We start from the raw sequence: 25,692 nt of genomic DNA, 5'->3' as shown, positions 1-25,692 counted from the left end.
TGGTGAACGAAGTGTTCGTTCATGAACCATCATTCGAAGAGCCCCTGAGGTTATTTGCCATGTCACAAAAACGACACCCTAAGGGCGGTCGCCCCGCCCGCAATTTCGATCCGCGCTATGCGAAGTCCACCGGCCGTAAGCGGCCTGGCGGTCCGAGCCGCAACCATCGTGGCTATCGCGAAGAAGATACCGAAACGCCCCGTAAAAATCGGTTGACACCTGAACAGCGGGAGGGGCGGGCGCAGGCGAAAGCTATTCGCGACCATTCGCGTTCCGGCCGCCGTTCGGAGCCGTTCGAACCAGCCAATAAGCGTCCGCGCACGCAGACAGCGCAGCGAGACGGCCGTGGTGAGCGCGAACGCGAACGTTACGTGAAGCCGCGCAGCGCCTCGAACGGTGATGATGTGGTGCACGAGCGCCTGCGGGCCAAGGCCGTACAGGCGACGGATGTTGCCGAGGTCAGCTTTGCCGATATGGGTCTCGGATCGAACATCACCGAGACGCTCGCGAACATGGGCGCACATGCGCCGTTTCCTATCCAGGCGGCGACGATTCCTGCGATTCTTGAGGGCCGCGATGTTTTGGGTCGTGGTCGTACCGGGTCGGGTAAAACTATTGCTTTTGGGGCGCCGCTGGTCGAAGCCGTGTTGCGCTCACAGGCAGGCCAGAAACGTCAGCAGGGGCGCGCACCGAGCGCCATCATCCTGGCCCCCACGCGTGAACTCGCGTTACAGATTGACCGCACCGTGCAGCCCATTGCACGCAGTGTGGGCCTGTTTACGACACAAATTTATGGTGGCGTGCCGCAGGCCCGCCAGGTGGGTGCACTCAAAAAGGGCGTCGACATTGTTATTGGCACGCCCGGGCGGATAGAAGACCTCGTCGAGCAGCGCAAACTCAACCTCTCGCACGTTCAGATCGCTGTTCTTGATGAGGGTGATCATATGTGTGAGCTGGGCTTTATCGAACCCGTGCAGCGTATTCTGCGAAAGACTCGTGACGACAGCCAGAAACTGCTGTTCTCGGCCACGCTCGACCGCGAGGTTGCGAGCCTGGTGAATGAGTTTCTTGTCGACCCGGCCGTGTTTGAGGTTGCCGGCGAAGACCAAGACTCGGGCACGATCGATCACCGCGTGCTGCTTGTTGAGCATCGCGACAAGGCCGATATTCTGGCGTCGCTCGTTGACCGCGAGGGCCGCACCCTCGTGTTCTCGCGTACACGCGCCTATACCGAGATGTTGACCGAGCAGTTCATTGCTGCCGGGGTGCCCGCGGTGGCTTTGCACGGTGACTTGACGCAGGCTAAACGCACACGCAACCTGGCGAAGTTCACCTCGGGCAAGGTTGATGTTCTGGTCGCGACCGATGTTGCTGCCCGTGGTATTCACGTTGACGATATTGATCTGGTGGTGCAGGCCGATGCTCCCGATGAATACAAAACATATTTGCACCGGGCAGGCCGCACCGGCCGGGCAGGGCGTGAGGGCACGGTCGTTACACTCGTGGGCCGTGCTCGTCGGCGCAAGCTCGGCGAGCTACTTTCGCGCGCAGAAATCGCCGCTCCCTTTGTCGAGGCCCGGCCGGGCGACGACGTGATCGACGAAATCGCGGGCCGGATGACACTCGCGATGCTGACCGCCTAGCGCACGCCGCGCAGACGGCGCGCGCTAAAACAAACGCGGCTGCGCGGTGCCGGCGCGGGGAGCATCACCAAAGAGCGGTTGCTGCCCGGCCATTGCCGGTGTGCGGTCGATGCCGCGACGATACCCTGTGCCGCTGGAACGAGGCGCAAGCCCATGCATCCGGATGAGGGGCCGGATGCGGCGCGACAATAGTTCGCGGTAGGACCGAGGGGCTTCTGCTGCCGCCCCCGGATACAGCCCGCGGTACGCCGCAACCAGATCGGGCCGGGCAGCCGCTAGCCACTGCATAAACCAGGGCTTGACCCCCGGGCGCAGGTGGAGGGCGCCGTGAATAACGTGGTGGGCTCCGGCCTGACGGATGCGGGCGAGTGCGGAGTCGAGCTCTTCTTCGTTATCGGTGAGGTGGGGCAGCACGGGCATCAGAAAAACGCCCACGCGAAACCCGGCGTCTGCCAGCGCGCGCACGGTGTCGAGTCGCGCCTGCGTTTGCGGCGTGCCTGGTTCTAACGACTGTTGCAGTTCATCGTTAAAGACCGCGATCGACATTTGTACATCGATGGGGGCAGACGCAGCCGCGTGACGAAGAAGACGAATGTCTCGGCGGATGAGTGTGCCTTTTGTGAGGATAGAAATTGGGGTTCCCGAATCGGCAAGAGCACGAATAATGCCCGGCATGAGCGAATACCGGCCTTCGGCTCTCTGATACGGATCGGTATTGGTGCCCAAAGCCACCACCGGATGCTGCCAGGTGCTGCGTCGCAACTCTTTTTCTAAGACATCAACAATGTTGACCTTCACGATCACCTGCGAGTTGAAATCATTGCCCGCATCGAGGTCGAGGTAGGTGTGCGTGCCGCGTGCGAAACAGTACACGCAGGCGTGACTGCATCCGCGATAGGGATTAATCGTCCAGCTATACGGCATGCGTGAACTACCCGGCACATGATTGAGTGCCGACTTGGCGAGTACCTCATGAAAAGTCATTCCGGCAAACTCTGGCGTCGTCACCGAGCGCACCATGCCCTCCCGGCTCTCGAGCCCGGGAAGCGCATTGATGTCGCGGTCACCTACGTTTTGCCCCTGCCATCGCATGTCAGCTATTCGAACAAAAATACGTATAGCTGTCAACCGCCTTAGCGTTAAGGTTAGTAATTCTGTTCGTTGTTGACGATTTTTCAGTTCGCTGTCTTGGACCGAATTGGTAACAATAGATAAGTGGCACACCCCGATCCGCACGCAGCTCTGCATGCCCGTCAACCCGGCGCGCAGACTGCACGACTGTGGCGTATCTGGATGCCTGTGGGGCTCATCGTTACAGTTGCCGGGGTGTTATGGGCGCTGCTGACAGCACCGATGCCACCCGAGCCCATTGCTGCGGCACTCCCGCCTGCGCCCGCGGCAGCGGCCGCGCTGCCGCCCGTCACAATTGTGCAAACCGAGAATGTGGCACCGTGCGACAGTCCAGAGATTGCCGAGCTACTGGCATCCGGAGATGACGACGCTGTTGTTGCCGCGTGGGGTGGCGGCCGTGCTTTTCGTGATGCGATTGTCGCGGGCGACGCTGACTGCATCTCATTGAACGAACCGCAGCGGTTGTGGCTCGTCGTTAACAAGCGGCGCTCCCTTGAGCCGCAAAATTATGCGCCCAAGCCGCTGGCGATCCCGGCCGCCATTCGCGAGGGCGATGGTGATTACCTGCGCGCCGACGTGACGGAGGCGCTCAATCAGCTGTCGAAAGCTGCGCAGGATGCGGGCCACGGCGAAGTGGTGCTCGGCAGTGGATATCGTTCGCATGCCGTGCAAGTGCAAAACTTTCAGTCGCATATTGACCAGTTCGGAATCGCCGAGGCCGAAGCGCAATCGGCTCGCCCCGGGCACAGTGAGCACCAAACGGGACTGGCCGCCGATGTTCTCGCATGTGAATCCCACTGCAGTGGCATTCTCGACTTTGGTGATACCGCCACAGGGCGATGGGTTGCCGACAACGGCTGGCGCTATGGATTTATTGTGCGCTACGACCACGGGCAACAGGGCATCACTGGCTATGAACCCGAACCATGGCACCTGCGTTTTGTGGGCAAAGAGCTGGCGCGCGCTTACCACGAGGGCGGCTTCACGTCGCTAGAAAAGTTCTTTGGCCTGCCCGATGCGCCCGACTACATCGATGAATGGTGAGGCTAGAGGCATCCGACAATCGCGGTACTGAGTCTCAGCATTTGTGGAACGCATTCTCACAAAGGTCTTCCTGAACACTCCACCGCGGCCTAGACTCGCGGGTGCGACGACGCACAACATCGACTGGGAGGTTCGCGATGGAACGCGATATCTACGACGAAGACCACGAAGCATTCCGCGGCCTGGTAAAAGAGTTCCTCGCCCGCTATGCCACCAACGAAGCCCGTGAAGGCTGGGATGCCGCGGGCGAGATCGACCGCGACACTATGCGGGCCGCCGGCGAAGCAGGCCTGATCGGTCTGTCGGTACCCGAAGAGTACGGCGGCGCCGGAATGCTGCAAGACTACCGATTCCGTGCCGTGGTAAACGAAGAAACCATCGCGGTCGGAGCCGGATCACTCGCCGGAGCCTTTGGCATTCAAGACGACCTCGCTGTGCCATACATCGTGCACATGGGCACCGACGAGCAGAAGCAAAAATGGCTTCCCGGAATGGCCACCGGTGAAATCCTCGGTGCACTGGCCATGACCGAACCCGGCGCAGGAAGCGACCTGCGTGGCATTAAAACCACAGCCAAAAAGACTGATGGCGGCTACATCGTCAACGGTGCGAAAACCTTTATCTCTTCGGGCAAAACCGCTGACATGGTGGTTACCTTCGTCAAAACCGGCGACGGTAACCGGCCCGAAGCATTTAGCCTCCTCATCCTCGAGAGCGGCATGGAAGGCTTTGACCACGGCAAAACCCTCAGCAAGATGGGGTTCCACGGCCACGACACAGCAGAACTGTCGTTCACAGACGTGTTCGTGCCCGAAGAGAACCTCATCGGCGGTAAAGAAGGCCTCGGTTTTGTGCAGCTCATGATGAACCTGCCGCTCGAACGCCTCTCGATCGGAGTTGCCGCCGCCGCAGCAGCACAGGCTGGGTTTGACTGGACAGTCGAATACACAAAAGAACGCGAAGCTTTTGGCGAACGCGTGATCGACTTCCAAAACACACGATTCCAGTTGGCCGACATCGCCGCCACGCTCGACGCCCTGTGGGCATACATTGACCGCGCGCTGCTCATCTACAAAGACGGTGCACTGAGCGCCGAAGAGGCAGCAAAGGTCAAATTCTGGACGACAGAACGCGAGTGGGAAATTCTCGACACGTGCGTGCAACTGCACGGAGGCTACGGCTACATCATGGAATACCCCATCGCGCGGGCCTTCCTTGACGCCCGCGTGCACCGCATTTACGGTGGCAGCAACGAGATCATGCGCGATATTGTGAGCCGCAAAATTGCGGGCAAACGCTAAATCGCGACACTAAGCCGCGAAAGTAAACAGCACCGCCCACGCGGCGGTGATCGCAAGAAAAATCACAATAAACACGACGTCACGCGCACGGAACGGCATCACATAGCGTTCCGTGCGCGTTGCGTATGCGCCAAAAGCACGCGAATCCATCGCGAGTGCCACCCGCTCGGCATGTCGAATAGCGCTCGCCAGCAACGGCACAGCATAGCTGCCGGCGCGTGCCATTCGTGCAATCGGGCCGCGGCCACCATGGGCCCCGCGCACACGGTGCGCTGCACGAATAGCGGCCAGTTCACGCCCAAACCGCGGTACAAAACGGTACGACGCCAGCGCTGCATAGCCCACCCGATAGGGCACGCGTAGCTGTTGCACGCTGGAGCGCACCAGATCGGGCCCGGTCGTTGTGAGCCCACCAATGAGAGCGAGCGCCGCAATCGCGGCAAGGCGCAGCGCGGTAGCAAAACCTATCGGTAGGGCCCCCACATGTAGCGTCCACTGCCCCACCGCCAGCAGCGCCGGTGTTTGTGCTACCTGCGCCGGGTCAACCCACAGCGAAAAACCCAGGCCGATAACCACCACGGCTAGCGGAAAAGCAACCAGCAACACGGTCACGGTAATAGCCGACCACCGGGCACCCACCAGCAGAAGCACATACGACAGCGCGAGAAAAGCCAGTGGCGTTGCAAGATCGCGACTGAAGGTCAAAAGCAGCATCGCCGGAATCACGGCACCAAACTTCGCCAGTGGGTTCAGTCGATAAAGAAACCGGATGCCCGACGTTTTTTGACCACCCGAGAAAGGGTCAATCGCCGCCGCATCGCGAACGGCCGTGATCGTGGGAATCCCCGCTGTATCGGTCACGCCGATGCACCACCCGAAGCCTGGCTGTGTGGCATCCGGCCGGGATTATAGAGCCCCAGAGTGTGCAGCGCTGAGTTCTGCAATGCCCTATCGTGCAGCACCGTACTGGCAACCCCCGCCGCCGCAATACGGCCCTTGTCGACCACCGCAATATGCGTGGCATGGTTGGCGACCACCTGCATGTCATGCGTGACCACAATGATCGTCGTGCCGTCGCTGCGTACCTCGTCAAGAAGCTGCAAAAGCGCGCGAGCGCGAGCACGGTCCTGCCCAAAAGTAGGTTCGTCGAGCGCTAAAATCCGTGGCCGTGTAATGAGCGCGGTGCCCACAGAAAGTCGCCGCTTCTCGCCACCAGAAAGCAAAAACGGGTGCTCCTGTGCTTTATGGCTCAGCCCAAAACGCTCAAGCATCGCCGTCACCCGAGCATCAATCTCGGGCGCGGGGTAACGCAGCCGCCGCAAACCATGCGCCAGTTCATCAAACACCGTCGCGGTAATGAACTGATGTTCCGGGTTTTGAAACACAAAACCCACACGCTCCGCGATATCGCGCGCCCGTGCACGACCCGGATCAATGCCGTCGAGCATAATATGGCCCCGCGGTGGCGGCTGCACGGCGGCAATAGCCTGCATGAGCGTTGTTTTTCCGGCCCCGTTCGCGCCCACCAGGGCCGTAAACGACCCCTCGGCGATGTCAAGATCAACCCCGTGCAACACCTCGGTGCGGGCACGGCCCCGACCATGGCTCACGGTAAGGCCGCGCACCGTGATGATCGGCGGGGCAGTAGCATCCGGAGTCATCGACTGTGACCGCGGCGTGTGCGGGACGGATGACTCCGGATGCTGCGCTGCAGGCACCATCGCAAGCTCAGCCGACGTCAGCGGCAAACGATCGATAACCGCGCCCTCTTCACGTAACCGCAGGGCCTCCAGCGTTGCTTCTGGCAGCCACACCCCCAGGTTGGCGAGAGTCTGCGCATGGCCACGCAAAATCTCGTCGCGCGGGCCATCCAACACCAGCTCGCCACTGTGATCGAGCACCATCACGCGCGTAGCGATCTCAACAGCCGCATCGAGCTTGTGTTCAATCAGCACAATGGCTTTGTCGCCACCGGAAGTGAGATCGGCCAGCGCACGATAAACCTCGTCGACCCCCTGCGGGTCAAGATTCGCGGTCGGCTCATCGAGCACAAGCACGCGCGGCTGCAACGCCAACGCGCACGCCAACGCAAGGCGCTGACGCCCCCCGCCCGACAGGTTGTCGGGGTTACTGTGGCGGCGATCCCACAAACCTAAACGGCGCAGTACCTGCTCGGAACGCGCCACAACCTCGTGAGCAGGCAGCAGCAGATTCTCGGGCCCGAACGCCACCTCATCAAACACCGAACCCGTCACAATCTGCGCATCCGGATCCTGAAAAACCATGCCCACATGCGTCGCCAACTGAGCCACCGCCGTGTGTGCCGTATCGGCCCCACACACCTCGACACTGCCCTGCATGCTGGCATTCACCGCGTGCGGAATAAGACCATTGAGCGCGAGAGTTAGCGTCGACTTACCCGAACCACTCGGCCCCAAAAGCAAAACACACTCACCGGCGTGAACATCGAAACTAATGTTTCGGGGGAGGGGTTGCGTTGCGCCGTCGTGAGTCAGAGACAGATCACGCACGCGAAGAAGTGGCGCAGCTGGGCGCACAGAAACCCCTTGAGTAATGGATGGTGCACCATATTTTAGCTAACTTCGCGAGTTTTAGCTAAGGCTAGCCTTAGCGACCTGCGGCGACTCCAGCGCGACGCAGCGCCTGCCCGGTGGCGAGCCCTGCGGCCGTCCACGCCACGGGGCCGAGAACCGAAATAATGAGGTAGCTAACCTGCACCCATGGGGCAAAACGCGCCAGGTCTACGGCAAAAAATACGACGACCGCAACGAGAATGCCGATGATGGCAGCAGAAATAAAAAAGCGCCACGCGCCCCAGGCCCGGTATCTCGTGAGGGCCGCAACGCCTTCTTGAATAGCGCCGAACAGCAGTGCAGTGCCGATGAAACGCATCGCCCAGGCCGGGTTGAAGGCGCTGGAGACAAGCGCCGCCATGACATGGGTGAGCAGGGCCACCAGCGGCAGCCGCAACACCTCCTGCGCGATAATGCCCGGCAGCACGTGCGAACCTAAAACGAGCCCATAAACAAAAGGCACCGCCACGATCACCACGGGCGTTAACAGCCCCGCCACACCGCCAATAATTCCGGTGGCGACACCGATAGCGGCACAGATCAGCAGTGTGCGCGTGGTGAGCGCGGGACGGGTGGTCATTCGATTAGCGTACCCGGATCGCGCGGCTGCGCTACTGCTGCGGGCGCTGTGGCCAGCGCACCTGCGCACCAGGAATGTCGTTGCTGCGCAAATACTTTTCAATGAAAGGGCACAGTGGCACAATTTCGTCGCCGGATGCCGCGGCGTCGGTCAATGCCTCCTGAGCCAGCGTCTGCGCTAACCCGCGCCCCTGAAACGCAGGGTCGACCTCGGTGTGAGTAAACCGGATGCTGCCGGCGCGACGACTGTACTCGGCGAATCCTGCCAGTGTGCCGTCGGAGTGGACTTCGTAGCGGGTCAACTCTTCGTTGTTCGTAACCGTGACGTCGGGCATGGCTTCTCCTTTGTCTCTCTCCCCAACCTACGCGGGATGCCCGCTGCGGTCACTACTGTTGACATATGTCTTCCCCCGCAACTATTGATGCCGACCGTTCTCGTGCCGCGCACGATGTGCTGCGGCGAGTGTACGGATATCACGAGTTTCGTGGCGACCAGCAGCCGATCATTGAACACGTGTGTGCAGGAGGCGATGCGATCGTACTCATGCCCACCGGCGGCGGTAAAAGCCTGTGCTACCAGATCCCGGCGATCGTGCGGCCCGGCACCGGACTCGTCGTGAGCCCCCTCATCGCGCTCATGCACGATCAGGTCGAAGCGCTCGAAGCGTGGGGTGTGCGCGCCGCCTACCTCAACTCGACCCAGAGCCCAGACGAACGGGCGCGGGTAGAAGACCAGTACCGGCAGGGCGAACTCGACCTGCTCTATGTTGCCCCCGAGCGACTCTCGCAGCCGGGAATGCGCGAGTTCTTGCGGCAGGGATCACTCAGCGTGATCGCTATTGACGAGGCCCACTGTGTATCGCAGTGGGGTCACGACTTTCGGCCCGACTATCTGGCGCTCGGAGACCTGGCAGAGCATTTCCCCGGTGTGCCCCGCATGGCGTTGACCGCGACCGCGACAGAGCACACGCACCGTGAAATGACCGAGAGGCTGAATCTGGCCAGCGCGCGCCATTTTGTGGCGAGCTTTGACCGAGCCAATATTCACTACCGCATCGAACCCAAGGTCGAGGTGCGGCGCCAACTGGTGTCTTTTATCCGCTCACAGTCGGTGGACGGCCCCGTATCGGGCATTGTGTATGCCCTCAGCCGCAACACGGTGATGCAAACAGCCGAATATTTGCAGCAGCAGGGCATTGCCGCGCTGCCCTACCACGCAGGTCTTGATGCCGCGGTGCGCGCCGAGCACCAATCACGATTCTTACGCGAAGAGGGCCTGGTCATCGTGGCAACAATCGCTTTCGGCATGGGGATCGACAAACCCGATGTGCGTTTTGTCGCACACATCGACCTCCCCAAATCAGTCGAAGGCTACTATCAAGAAACAGGCCGCGCCGGCCGTGACGGTGAACCCTCGGTTGCCTGGATGGTCTATGGGCTCGGCGATGTCGTACAGCAACGACGTTTTATCCAGCAGGGTGGCGGAGACCGCGCCATCCAACTGCGCCAAAACAGCCACCTTGATGCCATGCTGGCGCTGTGCGAAACGGTGTCGTGTCGTCGACAAAACCTGCTCGCCTATTTTGGCGAATCAACCTCCGCCTGCGGCAACTGCGACACGTGCGCGACACCGCCCGAAGTGTGGGACGGCCTCATTCCTGCACAAAAACTGCTGTCAACAATTGTGCGACTACGGCGCGAACGTAACCAGGGGTTCGGGGCGAGTCACCTCATCGACATTCTGCGCGGAGCCGACACCGAACGCATCCGCAAATTTCAGCACACAGAACTCGCCACCTACGGCATCGGCAACGACCTCAACGATGCGCAATGGCGCAGCGTTGTACGACAAATGCTGGCGCAGGGCCTCATGCTCACAGAAGGCGACTACGGCACCCTCACCCTCAGCCACAAGAGTGCCGAGGTGCTAGCAGGATCGACGGCCGTGCACCTGCGTCACGATGTGGTGCAGCGGGCCAGCCAATCACGAAAACAGGCGGTCGCCAAACGATCGGCATCGGCCGGTGCACCACTCAACGACGCCGACCGCGACCTTTTCGAGGCGCTGCGCACCTGGCGTGCGGCAACGGCCCGCGAACAATCCGTACCCGCCTATATTGTCTTCGCCGACGTCACACTGCGGGCCCTCGCCGAACGGCGCCCACGCTCCCTCGACGAACTCAAGGGAATCACCGGCATCGGCGCGAAAAAACTCGAAGCATACGGCGAAGACGTACTTTCCGAGATCGCCACGTTCGAAGAGTCAGTGCCCGCACCGGCGGACGACTGACCGAGCGCCCCCTTGCCCCTTGCCCCTTGCCCCTTGCCCGGGCGGTGCCCTCATTTGCGGTGGCTCCACTTGTCCGACGGATTCGCATTTGTCTGACAGATTCGGGCGTTTTTGTCTGACAAATGCGAATCTGTCAGACAAATGGGGTGGGGTGGGCCCGTAAGAGTGAGTGCGGACACGGGGCGGGGTGGACACAAGCCGGGTGGGGACGGTCACGTAAGAGTGGGCGCGGCGACAAATGGCGTGGGGCGGACACATAGGGCCGGGTAGAACACGAACCGGCCGATTTTCGGTGACCGGTCACAAGCCGGCGCGAACCCGACCGGCTCCCAGCCGCACCCCCAGGTAGAGTGTCACACATTACCCATGGGGACCTCGCGTCAGGCGGAAGGGGGTAAAGCATGACCGTGTATGAGCTGGTGAATCAGGTGGCGCGCCTGCTGGGTCGTCCGGCGATTCTCGAGGATCGGCTGCGGCGCATGGTGGCGTTTAGCCCGCAGGCGGATCCGATCGATGAGGTGCGTCAAGAAACCATTCTGCGCCAACAGTCTTCGACAGAGGTTATGTCGTGGCTCGACCGCATCGGTGTTTATCGTGCTGCGGAGGCCACGCATGTGCCGGCCAATACTGGTCTGGGCATGCTTCCGCGTGTTTGTATTCCTGTTCAGGCCGAGGGGTTCACGCTGGGGCATCTGTGGTTTATTGATGCGCCGCATCCGATGCAGACAACCGATATTGAACGGGCTCGCCGGTTTGCCTCGCGGATTGCTGACGCGTGGCCGAACACGCGCGACGCAGAAGACGACAGCCGCTATTCCGAGCTTCTCACCCATTTGCTGACAGGGCCTGCGCGGATGCGTTCTTCGGCGGCACAGGCGCTTGCGCAACGCAGCCCGCTGTTGGCTGCGACGGGCGTGCGCGCCATTGTTGTGCGGCCGCTGCTGTGCGATGCGAGTCAACCGGCGGGGCCGGGCATACTGCGCAGGCTTGTTCGCCGTCGCCCCTCGCCTATTGCGCTGGCCGGCGTGATCGATGACGCCGCGGTTTTTGTTGATCATGCGCGGCCCGCCTCAGACAACGAGGCTCTTGCAACACTACTGACCACCCTGGTGAGCAGTGCGATACAACCGGATGCTGGCGTGCAGCGCACACTCATAGGTTTGGGCGAACCGGTCGCCGAGCTGATCGATACTCGGCGTTCATACCGCCAGGCGCTCGACGCCGCCCGCATTCACGAGGTTTTTGGGGAGGGTTGGCCGGTGGCGGACTGGAGCGGCCTGCACACGTATCGGGGCGTGCACGCAGCGTGGGAGCACGGGATTGTGGCGGCCGATTTTCATGACGGTATTGATCGTCTTGCTGCGGAGCGCGACGGCGATGTGCTGATCCAAACGCTGCGCTGCTATCTCGATATGGGGGCCCGGGCACAAGATGCCGCCACTCATCTGCATGTGCATCGCAGTTCGCTGTATCACCGACTGGTACGCATTGAAGCTCTGCTTGGTGTTGATCTGCAGAATGGCGTACATCGGCTCGGTTTACACATGGCTCTTCTGCTTGACGACATTTCGCCGAGTCACCACCGGGCCATCAGCGCATAGTGCTCCACCTGTGGATAGTGCGCCACCTGTGGATAGTGCGACAGATGTCGCAAATGCTGAACGTCTGCTGCGACAGCGGAACGATGACGCCGTAGCTGCCCGATGAGAGGCTCTGAAGTTCAGCATCGATATCGGGAATGAGCCCGATACCAGCGACGGGAGCAGGCATGGGTTCACCGCGACTTCGGCGACTGAGTACGGCGACCGCTGTCATGGCAGCGGCGGCGCTGCTGCTGCATCCGGTGGCTGCCTTTGCGTCCCCTGTGGCGCAGGCCGAAGACGACCCTATGGGCGATATTTCGTGGTCGATACAGCCCTCTTCGGCCGAGGGGCCCGATGGGCGTGACGCCCTGATCTACACGCTGGGGCTCGGCGAATCTGTCACCGATTACATTGGCGTTTCGAACCTCGGTGACGAGTCGCTCACGGTGCAGGTGTACGCCATGGACGCCATAATGACCGCCGATGGTGCTTTCTCGCTGCCGCCGGCAGCCAGCGCACCCACCGACCTCGGTTCATGGGTGGGGTTCTCGGGTGACGGTATGTACACGATCGAACCCGGCACGCGCATTGATATCCCGTTTTTGCTCACTGTTCCCGAAAATGCATCGCCCGGTGACCACGCTGCGGGCATTGTCGCCTCGGTGACCACGGCCGCCGGTAGCGATAATGCAGCGCCCAATATGAGCGTGGACCGCCGCGTAGGTGTGCGGATGTATCTGAGCATCCCCGGCGATGTGCTGCCCGCTGTCGACGTCACCGATGTTGCGGTGAGCCACCAGGCCGGATGGAGTCTGCATGTCCCGGCGACAATCGAATACACGGTGCGCAACACCGGCAATGTGCGTGTGCGCGGCACCGCCACGATCACGACCGCTGCTCCATGGGGCAGCGCACTGAGCGACCCCATCACGGTCGACCTGCCCGATCTTCTTCCCGGCGCAGAAGTAACCCTCAGCGCGGAAGTACCGCAGGTCGGCACAGCCGGCATTATTACGGGCGCAGTCGACCTGGCGCCACAAACGGATCAGGGCACGGTCGAAGGAGAACACCACGCCACGGGCAGTGTCGTCTCTATTCCTTGGCTCATCGTGCTGGCCACGCTCGCACTTATTGCCCTCATCGTGCTCGTCACAGTACGCAGCATCCGGATGCGACGACGCCTAGCCGCCGCCGAAGCCGCCCTGGCGCAGCAGCCCGAACAGCCCGAACAGGCCGAGCCCGTGCTCGAACCGGCCCCCTAACGTTTCTTCCCCCTCGACCGCGCGCCACCCGGTGTGCGGCCGATCAATCCACCCCTCAGAAAGGCAAAAAATGACCATGCATCACCGGCGGTCCCCAGGCCGCCGAACCCGGCGCGCGGCAGTAGCCACTGTCGCAACGTCGGCGATCGTGTGCGGCCTGATAGGTTCAGCGCCCGCATTTGCGACACCGCAACCGGCCCCTGCCGAACCCTCATTTCAAGACGGACTCTCGCAGTCGGTGTTCACCACCGACCGCAATGAGTGGATTCGTCAAGAACTGTGGGTCGAAAGCGAAATTGACTCCGACGGCGACGGCCAACCCGACCTCATTCACATTGACGTGAGTCGCGTGCCCGAAACCGACACCGACGGACTCAAAGTGCCCGTCATCATGGAAATGAGCCCGTACTACGCGGGCGGAGGCAATGTTCCCAACTGGAACGTCGATCACGAGATTGGTGAACCACCCACAAGCAAGCCGGGCTTCCCTGCGCCTGCAGCTCCCCGCACCTCGCCGAAGATTTCTTCGTCGTGGGAGAGCACGTGGGTTCCTCGCGGATTCGCCGTGATCCACGCTGAATCGATGGGCTCGGGCTTTTCAGAAGGCTGCCCGACCACGGGCGGTATCAACGAGTCACTCGGCGGTAAAGCTGTTGTCGACTGGCTGAACGGCCGCACCAAGGCCTACACCAGCGCCGACCGCACCGACGAGGTACGCGCCGACTGGGCCACCGGCTCGGTGGGCATGATCGGTACGTCATACAACGGCACACTGCCGATCGGTGTTGCCAGCACCGGAGTACAGGGGCTTGACGCCATTGTTCCCGTTGCCGCTATCTCGGACTGGTACAACTACTACCGCGCCAACGGTGCCGTCCGTGCGCCCGGTGGTTACCAGGGAGAAGACGCCGACGTGCTCGCCGACTACGTGCACACGCGCCCCGACCAAGACACCTGCCAGGGCGTTATTGACGACATCCGCGAGCAGCAAGACCGCGTGACCGGTGACCGTAATGAGTTCTGGGAAGAACGCAATTACATGAACAACATCGGCAACATTAAGGCAGCAACCCTGGTTGCGCACGGTCTGAATGACTGGAACGTCATGACCAAAAACGCTGTCGACCTGTACGAGGGGCTGAAAGAAACGGGCACTCCGCACCAGATCTACCTGCACCAGGGCGGCCACGGCGGTAACCCCACCGATGTTATGCTCAACCGCTGGTTTACTCGCTACCTGTACAAGCAGCAGAACGGCGTAGAAAACCTGCCCAAGGCATACATTCAGCGCGAAGACCGTGTGCTCACCGAGTATGCAGACTTCCCGGATGTCGCAGCAGCCGACGCCACACTCCACTTCACACCGGCAGAAGAAGCCGGCGGTATTGGTGCGCTCACCTTCGCTGCCGACACCAGCGGAACAACCGAAAGCATTGTCGATGACGCCAGCAAACGCGTCGCGGCCCTCGCCGGTGCAGAAACCTCGTCGAACCGGGTGCTCTACAAGACACCCGAACTGACAGAGTCAGTGCGCCTTTCGGGCACACCCTCGGTATCGCTGAAGCTCGCGGTTGACCGCGACAAGGCCAACCTGACAGCAGTGCTGGTGGAATACCCGGCATCCGGAGCCCCGAAGGTTATTACGCGCGGCTGGATGGATGTGCAAAACCGTAACTCCGACGCCGTCACCGATCCGATCGAGCCCGGCACCGCCTACGACTTCCGGTTTGATTTTGAACCGAAAGACTACGTGTTCAACGAAGGCTCACGCATTGGCGTCATGGTGCTCTCTTCGGACTACGAGTACACGGTGCGCCCGGCCCCCGGCACAACCCTGACGGTATCGCCGGGATCATCAACGGTGAGCCTACCGATCGTCGGTGGCGTTGCGGCACTGGTGAACGCGCTCGGTGCGGAAGCACCCGGAACCGACCACCAGGTAATCACGGCAGAAATCGAGGGTGGCGCGCTGTCGATGACAGTGTCAAGCAGCGACCCGGTTGTGCTCGACCCCGTCACTCTGAGCGGTGTCGACCAGACCACAACCGGTGCCCTGCACCCGGTTGAGGTTCGCGACTCACGCGGCACCGCCGCCGGATGGGATCTCACCGCCCAGGTGTCAGACTTCACCGGCAACGCGGGCCGTATTCTGGCGCAAAACCTCGGCTGGCTACCGCACGCCGATGTTGTCACGGGCGACCTTGAGGCCGACCCGAACAGCGAAAGTACGGTCACCCCCGGCGACACGGCAGAACCCGGCGTGGGTCTGGGTGACACCGCCACCATGTGTTTGTCACCGCGCTCACACAGCGCGGGAGCATTCACCTGTGGCGCAGATCTCGAACTCGGTATTCCCGGAAGCGCTCGCAAGGGCGTCTACTCGGCGGTACTGACGCTCACGCTGATCTAACACTGAACACCGTGTGATCACACGGGCGGGGCCTGCTGCATTCTGCGGTAGGTCCCGCACTGTGTGTGGTGGCTGGGTGGTGGCATCCGGATGCCTGTTGCATTTGTCTGACAGATTCGCATTTGTCTGACAGATATGGCTGTTTTTGTCTGACGGATGAGAATCTGTCGGACAAATGGGGTGTCGGAGGGTAGGAACGGGGCTAGCCGGGCAGCGAACGGTAGGGGCAGGCCGTGGGGCGATCACGAATTGCGTGGGCGGCTGGGGGGTGGCATCCGGATGCTGCTGTACATAGCTCACGATCCGACGAGGCGCCGTGCCCCAAAAAATTGGTGGAAACATACAGCGAGCTACGAGGTCTGTTGTTGTAGACCTACTATGAGAGAACACTTCTTACCTTCCACGAGAGGATGCTCATGGTTGACGCAGCCGTCCGCGTGAACGCACCCACCCCCACCGAAGACTCCCCAGAATCGAACCTGCGTATTGACGTCGATGCCGTGGGCGAACAGCTCATGGGAACCTGGGCAGACGTGCGCCGCCAAGCCCGCGAAATGATCAAAGACCCGGCATTCTGGCGCGACGACTCGCTCGGCATGGACGAACATCGCGAGCGGGTGTTGACACAGCTTCACCTGCTCGTCGAAAACAATGCTGTGCACCGGGCTTTCCCGAAACGCTTCGGGGGCGAAGAAAACAACGGCGCTAACATCGCCGGATTTGAAGAACTCGTCGCCGCCGACCCCAGCCTGCAGATCAAATCAGGCGTACAGTGGGGCCTTTTTGGTTCTGCCGTACTGCAATTGGGTACCGAAGAGCACCACGACAAGTGGCTTCCCGGAATCATGAACCTCTCGATTCCTGGCGCGTTTGCCATGACCGAAATCGGCCACGGATCGGATGTCGCCTCGGTAGGAACAACCGCCACCTATGATCCCGACACAGAAGAATTTGTGATTCACACGCCCTTCCGCGGGGCAACAAAAGAGTTTCTCGGCAACGCTGCACTGCACGGTATCGCCGCGACCGTATTCGCCCAGCTGATCACCAACGGCGTCAACCACGGTGTGCACTGCTTCTATGTGCCCCTGTGCGATGACGAAGGCAACGACCTGCCAGGAATCACCCGCGAAGACGACGGGCTCAAAGGCGGGCTCAACGGTATCGATAACGGTCGGCTGAGCTTCGACAGCGTGCGCATACCACGCACAAACCTGCTGAACCGCTACGGAAACGTTGCCATCGATGGTACGTACACCAGCGACATCGACAGCCCCGGCCGTCGCTTCTTCACCATGCTCGGCACACTCGTGCAGGGCCGCGTGTCGCTCGACGGCGCGGCGTCATGGGCCTCGGCCCTCGGCCTCTACATCGCCATCACCTACGCCACCCAGCGGCGACAGTTCGCGGGCGTTGACGGTCAAGAAACTGTGCTGCTCGACTACGGCAAGCACCAGCGCAGGCTCCTGCCACGCCTGGCCACCACGTATGCACAAATATTTGCGCACGACGAATTCCTACAAAAATTCGACGCCGTCTTCTCGGGCACAAGCACGAGCGACCAAGACCGCGAAGACCTCGAAACACTCGCGGCAGCACTCAAACCGCTATCGACCTGGCACGCTCTTGACACACTGCAAGAGTGCCGCGAAGCCTGCGGCGGTGCCGGATTCATGTTTGAAAACCGTTTCGTGGGGCTGCGCGCCGACCTCGACATCTACGTGACCTTTGAAGGCGACAACAACGTACTGCTGCAACTGGTCGGCAAACGCCTGCTCACCGACTACGCGAAACAGCTCAAGGGTAAAGACCCGGCAGCGCTCGCCGCATTTGCTGTCGGACAAACCGCCGGCAAAGTGTTTCACGGTGCCGGGCTACGTAGGCTCGGTCAGGCTGTCACCGACTTTGGCTCAACGGCACGCTCGGTCGAACTGGGTCTTCGCGCCCAGCAACAGCACGAACTGCTCGCCGACCGTGTGCAGCAGATGGTGGCCGATATCGCCGGGAGACTGCACGGCGGGGGCAAACTGAGCCCCGAAGAGGCCGCAGCGGTCTTCAACGAAAACCAGGCGCAGCTCATCGAAGCAGCCCGCGCCCACGGCGAACTCCTGCAGTGGGAAGCCTTCACCGACGCCGTCGAGCGCACACGCGACGATGACAGCCGCCAGGTCTTGACGTGGCTGCGCGACCTGTTTGGTCTGCAACTGATCGAAAAGCATCTGGCCTGGCACATTATCAACGGCCGACTTTCGACCCAGCGTGCAGCAGCGGTTTCGCGCTACATCGATCGTCTGTGCACACGCCTGCGCCCGCACGCGCTCGACCTTGTCAACGCCTTTGGCTATGAGCCCGAGCACGTGCGTGCACCACTGGCATCCGGGGTCGAACAGCAGCGGCAAGATGAAGCCCGCGAGCACTACGCGCAGCAGCAGGCATCCGGAACAGCCCCTATCTCAGAAAAAGATCTGAAGAAAAAGAAGAAAAACTAGCTGTCCCCAACCCCAGAAGACATATCGGCTCGTCGCGCTAGGCTCGAATGACCCCGAACCGCGCACCGTCAAGGAGCCGATATGTCTTCTGTTTTTGCTTTTGCCGCACCCAGCGAGGGTGCACCCCTCGAACGCACCACAATCGAGCGCCGCGAACCCGGCTCGCTCGATGTTGTTATTGATGTTGCTTACGCAGGCATCTGCCACTCCGACATTCATACGGTGCGCGGCGACTGGGGTGCACAGCGGTACCCGCTCGTACCCGGTCACGAGATCGCCGGTACGGTGCGTGCCGTGGGCAGCGAGGTCACTCGCTTTGCCGTGGGCGACCGCGTGGGTGTCGGGTGCCTGGTGAACTCGTGCGGCGAGTGCACCTCGTGCACGGTGGGTGACCAGCAGCACTGCGAAAAGGGTGCTACGGGCACCTACGGTGCTATCGACCGCGATGGCAGCGTTACGCAGGGCGGATACTCGCAGCAAATTGTGGTGACCGAAGATTTCGTGCTGCGAATTCCGGATGCTATTGCGCTCGACCGCGCAGCACCCCTGCTGTGTGCAGGGATCACCACGTATTCTCCGCTGCGCCACTGGAATGCCGGGCCCGGCACGCGCGTGGCGGTCGTTGGCCTGGGTGGCCTCGGTCACATGGCCGTACAAATTGCGCGTGCGATGGGCGCGGATGTCACGGTGCTGTCGCAGACCCTTGCCAAGGCTGAAGACGGCCTGCGGCTGGGAGCACACCGCTACCTGGCAACGAGTGACCCGTCAACATTCCGTGACAACAAGCGGGCGTTTGACCTCATTATTAATACCGTCAGCGCACAGATTCCGGTCGATGACTACCTGTCGCTGCTCGACATTAATGGAGCCATGGTGTGCCTGGGTGCCCCGCCCGAGGCGCTGAGCTTCGACGCGCTGCGCCTGATTAATGGGCGGCGTTCACTGGCCGGTTCTAATATTGGCGGCATCGCTGAAACGCAAGAGATGCTCGACTTCTGCGCCGAGCACAACCTTGCTTCAGAAATTGAGCTGATTGACGCCGACGAGATCAACGAGGCCTACCGCCGCGTGCTGGCCTCCGATGTGCGTTTCCGTTTTGTGATCGATGCGGCAACGCTCGAGCAGACCAACGTTTAACACGTCGAAACCGCACACCTGTGAATGCTCACGGCGAGATGGGGAATGCTCCCCGTGTCGTTGTTAAGGCGCTCTGGTTAGGATAGGCATCGGCCACCGCACTGTCGGTGGCACTCCTATGGACGCGTGTTAAGGGGGAACCGACGTGAAATCTTTCACTTGGCTGCGCGCCCGGAAAAAAACTGCGGCAACAATCGCCGGGTTGACCATTGGCGCTGTAACGGTCACGGGTATGGCGATTGCCTACGAGGGTAATCCGACCACCGAGGTTGACCTGCACGACGGTAGCGTGTGGGTGACGAATACGTCGGCCATGCTCGTGGGCCATTTCAACAATGAATCACGCGTGCTCGATGGTGGTTTTCGAACCGCCGACGAAAGCTACGACATTCTTCAGTCGGGCGACACCGTATTTGTTGACGATAAAGCTACGTCAGCGCTAACCGAAGTCGACCCGGTGCGGGTGTCGCTGGGCGACTCGCTTTCGCTTCCTCCCGGCGGTAAAGCCGCGCTCGGCGGTGAAACGTTAGCGCTGCTCGACCCTGCCGAGGGAAAGCTATGGGTTCTCCCCTCCAACGGCGCGAGCAGCTTCGACGTCAAGGTGAAAGAACCAGTGACCGTGCTCGGCGCGGGCGCCGATGTTGCGGTCAGTACCGAGGGCACGGTCTATGCTGTGTCATCCGAAAACTCAGAAGTTGTCACGGTGCGTGTTGATGCGGCCGGTGTCGTCGCCGAACCTACCTCACGCGATATCGATCTGGCCGACGGTAAGGAACCCACGATTACGGTCGTCGGCGAGCAGCCCGTTGTGCTCGATGGCGATGAGGTGATTGCGCCGCGCGGTGTGCGGGCAAACGTTGGTAACGCCGCAACCGCCGTGTTGCAGCAGCCATCGGCAGCTTCGGATGCCGTGGTTATCGCTACCGGCTCACAGCTGGTGAGTGTTCCTTTAGACGGCTCAGAACCCACCGAAACGAGTGCGGGCGGCGAAGGTAATCCGGCTGCCCCCGTACAGTTGCAGGGCTGCACATATGGGGCGTGGGCTGGATCTGCACGTTTTGTGCGTGACTGCGCCGGGGAAGACTTCGATCTTGCCACCGCACTGGAAGGCGTAGAGTCGGCTGAATCGCTCGTGTTCCGCGTTAACCGCGACGTTGTTGTACTCAACGATGTTGTTACCGGCTCGACCTGGGTCGTTACCGACAGTCTGCAGCGCGTCGACAACTGGAACGACATCACACCTCCCGAAGGTGATTCCGAGGAAGACGAACAGACGACAGAAGAAACCGTCGAAACAACGCTTCCCGAACGCAGTGACGTCAACACGCCGCCCGTTGCTGAAGACGACTCTTTTGGAGTACGGCCCGGGGGATCGACCATGCTCCCCGTGCTCGATAACGACACCGACGCCGACGGCGACGTGCTCGTTGCCACGCTCAAGGGCGATCAGCCACGCCTCGGCGAAGTGCAACAGATTTTTAACGGTGCATCGCTGCAAATTAATGTGCCCGAAGACGCCACGGGGTCCGACACATTTGTCTATGAGGTTGACGACGGCCGCGGCGGCACCGATCAGGCCCAGGTGACCGTGACGGTGCACGGCTGGGACGTCAACTCGCCTCCTCGCCAGCGTCGTACGACGGCCATCGCTGTGGAATCCGGCGGCACCGTTTCGTATAACGTGCTGCCCGACTGGATTGACCCGGACGGCGATGACATCTATCTGAAAGATGTGCAGGCGGCATCCGGTGACGAAGTAGAGTTCACCACCGACGGCCAGATCACCTACCGTGCGGTGGCGAGCCTGCAGGGTCGTAAAGACATCGACATTACGGTGGGCGATGGCCAGGGCGCTGTAGCGGCAGGAACCCTGCGACTCGATGTGCGCCCACCCGGCTCGACTCTGCCCAAAACCAACGCCGACCATGTTGTGACCCGCGCGGGCGAGAGCGTTGTTGTTTCACCACTGGTCAATGACACCAGCTCGGGCCGCGAACCGCTGCGGCTAGCGCGGGTCGACGACGTCGAGGGCGCCGACATTACGGCTGACTTTCCTAATAAAAAGTTCACTTTCCGGGCAGAGCAGCCCGGTGTGTATTACGCGCAATACCTCGTCAGCGCCGGGCCCAACGCGGTTCCTGGTCTCGTACGCGTTGATGTACTGGAGGCCGAAGAGTCGGATCTTCCGCCTGTCGCCGTGCGCGACGTAGCGCTGCTGCCTTCGGGCGGCGATGTTCTGGTGGGTGTGCTCAATAACGACTCCGACCCGTCGGGCGGGGTGCTCGTTGTGCAGTCGGTGCAGGTGCCGCAGCACAGCGGGGTGAGCGTGACTGTGCTCAATCATGCGACGCTTCGAATTACCGATCAGGGCGCACTCGAAGAGCAAGTGCGCATCAAATACACCATCTCGAATGGCTCGCAGTCGGCCGAAGGCGATGTGGTGGTGTTGCCGGTACCCGCACCGGAAAAAATTGCCGCGCCCATTGCCGGCGATGACCACGTTGTGGTGCGCGCAGGAGACGTTGTGACGATCCCTGTGCTCGACAATGACTCGCATCCACAGGGCGACAAACTGACGGTCGCGCCCGATTTGGTTGAGCCGTTTATCGACCCCGAACACGGCGAGGCGTTCGTATCGCAAGACACCGTGCGATTCCGCGCGGGCAACGAAGCTCGCACCGTATACGCCACCTATGAGGCCGTGGATTCACGCGGCCAAAAAGATGCCGGTTACATTACGATTCAGATCCTCGAGGTCGATGAAGAAAATAACTCCGCACCCAGGCCACGGGATATTACGGCCCGCACGCTGAGTGGTTCGACCACGCGTATTGCTGTGCCCCTCGACGGAATTGATCCTGATGGCGACTCCGTCGAACTACTCGGGCTGGAATCTGCGCCCACCAAGGGGCAGGTGCAAGAGGTCGGACAAAACTTCCTGGTTTATGAGGCCTTCGACGATGCCGCGGGCGTGGACAGCTTCTCGTATCGCGTGCGTGACCGCCTGGGTAAAGAGGCGGTCGGCTCGATTCGCGTAGGCATTGCGCCACCTGCTGAGGCAAACCAGGCCCCCTACGCCGTGAAGGATTCGGTCGTTGTGCGCCCCGGGCGGACGGTGGCCGTGCCCGTGATGGTCAATGATTCAGATCCGGATGGCGACGCCATTAGCCTGGTGGCCGACGGCCTTATCGTGCCCGATGTGGAAGGACTCGAGGCCGAGGTTTCGGGCGACCGTGTTGTGATTACGGTTCCTGATCGCGAACTAGAAACTTCTGTGCAGTACACCATTCGTGACGCCCGTGGAGCGCAGGCGGTGGGCGTCATTAATGTGACGGTGGGTGGAGATGTTCCGCTGCAACCGCCGATCGCACGTGATGACCGTGTGCTGGTCTCTGATGTCGCCGACGAGTTGACGGTCGACGTTGAAGTGTTGAAAAACGACGAAGACCCGGATGGTACGACTGATGTGCTTGAGCTCACCGCCGAAGAGGGCGGAACCGTGCAAGAAGATGGCACGGTGCGCGTCACGGTCGGCGAAGAGCGCCAGCTGATTCGGTACACCATTACCGACCCGGATGGTCTGTCGGCCTCGGCGTTCATTTTTGTTCCGGCGCTGAGCAACCTTGTGCCGCTGCTCACCTCGACCGAGCCCGTCGAGGTTGTTAGCGGCGAAACCATCACGATTCCGCTGTCGGAGCACGTGACTGTTGCCGGTGGTGGGCAGGTACGTATCACTGAGGCCGCTAAAGTGACGGCGATTAACTCCAACGGAGATTCGCTTATTCACGACGCTCACACGCTCATCTACACATCGCGCGAAGGATACTTCGGTAAAGACGCCATCACTTTTGAGGTCACCGATGGCTCTGGCCCCGACGATCCGGCAGGGCGCACGGCCATGCTGACGCTGCCGGTTAATGTGCTGCCTCCGGCCAACCAGCCGCCAACTTTTGATGGCGGGCAAATGACGGTGGCACCGGGTGAAGACGCGACCGAGCTTGATCTGGCTGCGCTCACGCGTGATCCGGATGCTGGCGACATGGACTCCATGCGCTACAGCCTGGTGAGCGGGCCGGGCGAGGGCATGACGGCACGGGTTGAAGGTTCAACTCTGCTCGTGGAGGCACCCGCATCGACGGCGAAGGGCACCAGTGGCACGGTGACGATCAGCGTGAATGACGGCCATAACCCTGCTGTAGAAGGCAGCGTGAGCGTTACGGTTTCTGCTTCGACCCGGCCCCTGGCTGTGGCAACGACCGACACTATTGCGCAGGCAGACCAGGGTAAACCGGTTGACGTCGATGTGCTCGCTAATGACATCAACCCGTTCCCCGACACACCATTGAAGGTGGTTTCGGCGGTTGTCGACACCGGACGCGGCGAGGCTTCGCTCAGCGGCGACACTGTGACGGTGACTCCGGCGAATGATTTTGTTGGCTCGATGCTTGTGCGTTACCGCGTGCAAGACGCCACGGGAGACCGTGACCGCGAGGTCGAAGGAATCATCGAGTTGACGGTGCAGGGTGTTCCGGATGCCCCGGGAGTACCCGAGGTCGTTAGCGTGCAAGACCGCACAGTGGTGCTCTCGTGGAGTCCACCCAGCGACAACGGTGCGCCAATTACCGGGTACACCGTGCGTTCGACGGCGGGAGACTTCTCGCAGGACTGCACCTCCACGACATGTACGCTCAACCGGCTGACGAACAACGTGGAATACACCTTTACCGTGTTGGCCACCAACCGCGTGGGTGACGGCCCCGAATCGCGAGCTTCGGCAGTGGCACGGCCCGATGCGCGCCCCGACAAGCCGGTGCCGCCCAAGCTGACGTTTGGTGATCGTTCTCTCACGGTTAACTGGACGACACCGACGACGCCCGGATCGCCGGTGGAAAAGTACACGCTGGAGATTTCTCCTGCACCACCCTCGAACGTCACACAAAAATCAAATGTGACCGGTAACTCGGTCGTGTGGGAGGGCCTGGAAAATGGTGTCGACTATCAGGTGCGAGTGCGGGCGCATAACCGTGCTCCCGAGCCGTCGAGCTGGAGTAACTGGTCGCTGAGTGAGATTCCGGCTGGGCCACCCATTCCGCAGGGAACACCGACCTCGTCGAGTGCGCCCTCGGTGGGCAGCCAAGCGCAGGTGTCTGTCAAGTGGTCGACCGCAATGGCGAATGGTGACAAGCCCTCTGAATATCAGTTGCGCGTGATGCGAGGCTCGACGGTTGTAAAAACGATCGACGCGGGCACAGCCACCTCGCAGGCGGTGACGGTTGATACATCGACCACCGAGTACACCTTTGCCGTGCGTGCACGCAATAAGGCAGGCTGGGGCGATTGGGGCAACGCTTCGTCACCCGTACGTGCCTTTGGTTCGCCCGGTGCCCCGACGATTACTTCAACGACAGAGGGCAACAACTTTGTCACCGTGAAGTACAGCCTTGATAACACGAACGGGGCGAAGGCGAACGAGATTCGGTATGAGTACCGTGTCAACGGTGGCTCGTGGAGCCGTAACTGGGACGGCAGTAAAATCTCGGCCGATAATAACGGTGAGTACACCGTGCAGGTGCGTGCCTACTCTGTTGTCGGTGGGCAGGAGTCACAGCCCGGTTCGCCGTCATCGGCCACGGGCAAGCTCCGCCCCTATGGGCCGGTGAAGACTCCGTCGGCCAGTGCTTCACAGAGTGGAAAGTCGGTGAAGCTCGGCTGGTCTGCCCCCTCACCCAATGGGCGCGCTATCGCGAAAATGCAGATCAGTATTGATGGCGGCAGCTGGGAAGACGTGAGTAAGAGTGGTTCGCGCACGGTGGGTAACTCGTACGACACCAAGCACACCATTAAGGTTCGCGCGGTAGATACCGAGGGCCAAGTGTCGTCGGTGAAAGAGGCCTCTGCGAAATCGGCGCCTAAGCCATCACCGCGTGCCTGGGTCAGCAAGGGAACCGGTGGACCATTCTCGACCTGTGGAAGTGCCTCGTGCGCGAAGATTAAGGTGCACACCGAGAACTTCACGGCCGGCACTTACACCCTGGAGTGTCTGATGAATGGCAACCGATTGGCCGGCACGAGCCCCGTTAGCGTGTCGCTGCCTGCCAACGGATCGATCGAACCCGGCTGCTTTGTCGGATACCCCGGCGAGCGCATCTCGGTGAAGATCAGCGGCTACGGTGAATCCGAAAGTATTACGTGGTACTAATTCGTCTTGTCGTCACGACTGTGAATGGAA

Annotated in this window: 15 protein-coding genes and 1 pseudogene; 10 read left to right on the top strand and 6 right to left on the bottom strand. The window is 61.2% G+C overall.

All coding sequences use genetic code 11. The features are described 5' to 3' along the window. Positions 1-401: 401 nt before the first annotated feature. Positions 402-1,643: pseudogene (locus tag ACQUSW_RS13265) on the top strand (DEAD/DEAH box helicase); the annotation flags it as partial. Between the two features lie 24 nt (positions 1,644-1,667). Here the strand turns inward: ACQUSW_RS13265 and ACQUSW_RS13260 are convergent. After that, positions 1,668-2,735, bottom strand: coding sequence for an Rv2578c family radical SAM protein (locus tag ACQUSW_RS13260; RefSeq protein ID WP_428932790.1), 1,068 nt, complete (start codon positions 2,733-2,735; stop codon positions 1,668-1,670). Positions 2,736-2,858: 123 nt separating this feature from the next. Between ACQUSW_RS13260 and ACQUSW_RS13255 the strand changes: the two genes are divergently transcribed. Together ACQUSW_RS13255 and ACQUSW_RS13250 are read left to right on the top strand one after the other, a co-directional pair. Further along, positions 2,859-3,818, top strand: a complete 960-nt coding sequence (locus ACQUSW_RS13255) for a M15 family metallopeptidase (RefSeq protein WP_428932789.1) — start codon at positions 2,859-2,861, stop codon at positions 3,816-3,818. Positions 3,819-3,955: 137 nt separating this feature from the next. Then, the gene (locus ACQUSW_RS13250) at positions 3,956-5,119 is read left to right on the top strand and encodes an acyl-CoA dehydrogenase family protein (RefSeq protein ID WP_428932788.1); all 1,164 of its coding nucleotides are present in this window, start codon (positions 3,956-3,958) and stop codon (positions 5,117-5,119) included. Positions 5,120-5,128: 9 nt separating this feature from the next. On the opposite strand, the gene ACQUSW_RS13245 is transcribed toward ACQUSW_RS13250, so the two are convergent. The 4 genes from ACQUSW_RS13245 to ACQUSW_RS13230 all read right to left on the bottom strand — a co-directional run bounded on the left by ACQUSW_RS13245 (position 5,129) and on the right by ACQUSW_RS13230 (position 8,627). Next, positions 5,129-5,980 (bottom strand): energy-coupling factor transporter transmembrane component T, encoded by an 852-nt coding sequence (locus ACQUSW_RS13245; RefSeq protein ID WP_428932787.1) that lies wholly within the window; start codon positions 5,978-5,980, stop codon positions 5,129-5,131. Next, the gene (locus tag ACQUSW_RS13240; RefSeq protein ID WP_428932786.1) at positions 5,977-7,650 is read right to left on the bottom strand and encodes an ABC transporter ATP-binding protein; all 1,674 of its coding nucleotides are present in this window, start codon (positions 7,648-7,650) and stop codon (positions 5,977-5,979) included. Before ACQUSW_RS13240 ends, ACQUSW_RS13245 begins: the two co-directional genes overlap by 4 nt. A gap of 97 nt (positions 7,651-7,747) precedes the next feature. Beyond that, positions 7,748-8,293 (bottom strand): ECF transporter S component, encoded by a 546-nt coding sequence (locus tag ACQUSW_RS13235; protein ID WP_428932785.1) that lies wholly within the window; start codon positions 8,291-8,293, stop codon positions 7,748-7,750. A gap of 31 nt (positions 8,294-8,324) precedes the next feature. Further along, entirely contained in the window at positions 8,325-8,627 is a 303-nt protein-coding gene (locus tag ACQUSW_RS13230) for a GNAT family N-acetyltransferase (RefSeq protein WP_428932784.1), read from the bottom strand. 65 nt (positions 8,628-8,692) lie between these two features. On the opposite strand from ACQUSW_RS13230, the gene recQ reads away from it, so the two are divergent. After that, complete coding sequence (gene recQ, locus ACQUSW_RS13225; protein WP_428932783.1) at positions 8,693-10,582, top strand: DNA helicase RecQ; 1,890 nt, start codon at positions 8,693-8,695, stop codon at positions 10,580-10,582. Positions 10,583-10,983: 401 nt separating this feature from the next. Further along, entirely contained in the window at positions 10,984-12,183 is a 1,200-nt protein-coding gene (locus ACQUSW_RS13220) for a PucR family transcriptional regulator (protein ID WP_428932782.1), read from the top strand. Here the strand turns inward: ACQUSW_RS13220 and ACQUSW_RS13215 are convergent. After that, positions 12,173-12,352, bottom strand: a complete 180-nt coding sequence (locus tag ACQUSW_RS13215) for a hypothetical protein (protein ID WP_428932781.1) — start codon at positions 12,350-12,352, stop codon at positions 12,173-12,175. The genes ACQUSW_RS13220 and ACQUSW_RS13215 overlap by 11 nt on opposite strands. Between ACQUSW_RS13215 and ACQUSW_RS13210 the strand changes: the two genes are divergently transcribed. The 5 genes from ACQUSW_RS13210 (at position 12,351) to ACQUSW_RS13190 (ending at position 25,662) form a co-directional block, all read left to right on the top strand. Then, the gene (locus ACQUSW_RS13210) at positions 12,351-13,427 is read left to right on the top strand and encodes a hypothetical protein (RefSeq protein ID WP_428932780.1); all 1,077 of its coding nucleotides are present in this window, start codon (positions 12,351-12,353) and stop codon (positions 13,425-13,427) included. The genes ACQUSW_RS13215 and ACQUSW_RS13210 overlap by 2 nt on opposite strands. Before the next feature lie 70 nt (positions 13,428-13,497). Beyond that, positions 13,498-15,837: a Xaa-Pro dipeptidyl-peptidase gene (locus tag ACQUSW_RS13205; protein WP_428932779.1), complete on the top strand. Its 2,340-nt coding sequence runs from the start codon at positions 13,498-13,500 to the stop codon at positions 15,835-15,837. Between the two features lie 416 nt (positions 15,838-16,253). Beyond that, on the top strand, positions 16,254-18,326 hold the full coding sequence (locus ACQUSW_RS13200; protein ID WP_428932778.1) for an acyl-CoA dehydrogenase family protein: 2,073 nt from the start codon (positions 16,254-16,256) through the stop codon (positions 18,324-18,326). An 81-nt stretch (positions 18,327-18,407) separates the two neighbouring features. Continuing rightward, positions 18,408-19,463 (top strand): NAD(P)-dependent alcohol dehydrogenase, encoded by a 1,056-nt coding sequence (locus ACQUSW_RS13195; RefSeq protein ID WP_428932777.1) that lies wholly within the window; start codon positions 18,408-18,410, stop codon positions 19,461-19,463. A gap of 145 nt (positions 19,464-19,608) precedes the next feature. Continuing rightward, entirely contained in the window at positions 19,609-25,662 is a 6,054-nt protein-coding gene (locus ACQUSW_RS13190; RefSeq protein ID WP_428932776.1) for an Ig-like domain-containing protein, read from the top strand. The last annotated feature ends 30 nt before the right edge of the window (positions 25,663-25,692 follow it).

This window comes from Microbacterium luticellae, assembly GCF_050408645.1.
GTDB lineage: Bacteria > Actinomycetota > Actinomycetes > Actinomycetales > Microbacteriaceae > Microbacterium.
This window is presented reverse-complemented; position numbering and strand designations above follow the sequence as displayed.

Coding starts and splice junctions, on each gene's coding strand:
- ACQUSW_RS13260 (WP_428932790.1), bottom strand. CDS start 2,735: ATGCGATGGCAGGGGCAAAACGTAGGTGACCGCGACATCAATGCGCTT.
- ACQUSW_RS13250 (WP_428932788.1), top strand. CDS start 3,956: ATGGAACGCGATATCTACGACGAAGACCACGAAGCATTCCGCGGCCTG.
- ACQUSW_RS13235 (WP_428932785.1), bottom strand. CDS start 8,293: ATGACCACCCGTCCCGCGCTCACCACGCGCACACTGCTGATCTGTGCC.
- ACQUSW_RS13230 (WP_428932784.1), bottom strand. CDS start 8,627: ATGCCCGACGTCACGGTTACGAACAACGAAGAGTTGACCCGCTACGAA.
- recQ (WP_428932783.1), top strand. CDS start 8,693: ATGTCTTCCCCCGCAACTATTGATGCCGACCGTTCTCGTGCCGCGCAC.
- ACQUSW_RS13220 (WP_428932782.1), top strand. CDS start 10,984: ATGACCGTGTATGAGCTGGTGAATCAGGTGGCGCGCCTGCTGGGTCGT.
- ACQUSW_RS13210 (WP_428932780.1), top strand. CDS start 12,351: ATGGGTTCACCGCGACTTCGGCGACTGAGTACGGCGACCGCTGTCATG.
- ACQUSW_RS13215 (WP_428932781.1), bottom strand. CDS start 12,352: ATGCCTGCTCCCGTCGCTGGTATCGGGCTCATTCCCGATATCGATGCT.
- ACQUSW_RS13205 (WP_428932779.1), top strand. CDS start 13,498: ATGACCATGCATCACCGGCGGTCCCCAGGCCGCCGAACCCGGCGCGCG.
- ACQUSW_RS13200 (WP_428932778.1), top strand. CDS start 16,254: ATGGTTGACGCAGCCGTCCGCGTGAACGCACCCACCCCCACCGAAGAC.
- ACQUSW_RS13195 (WP_428932777.1), top strand. CDS start 18,408: ATGTCTTCTGTTTTTGCTTTTGCCGCACCCAGCGAGGGTGCACCCCTC.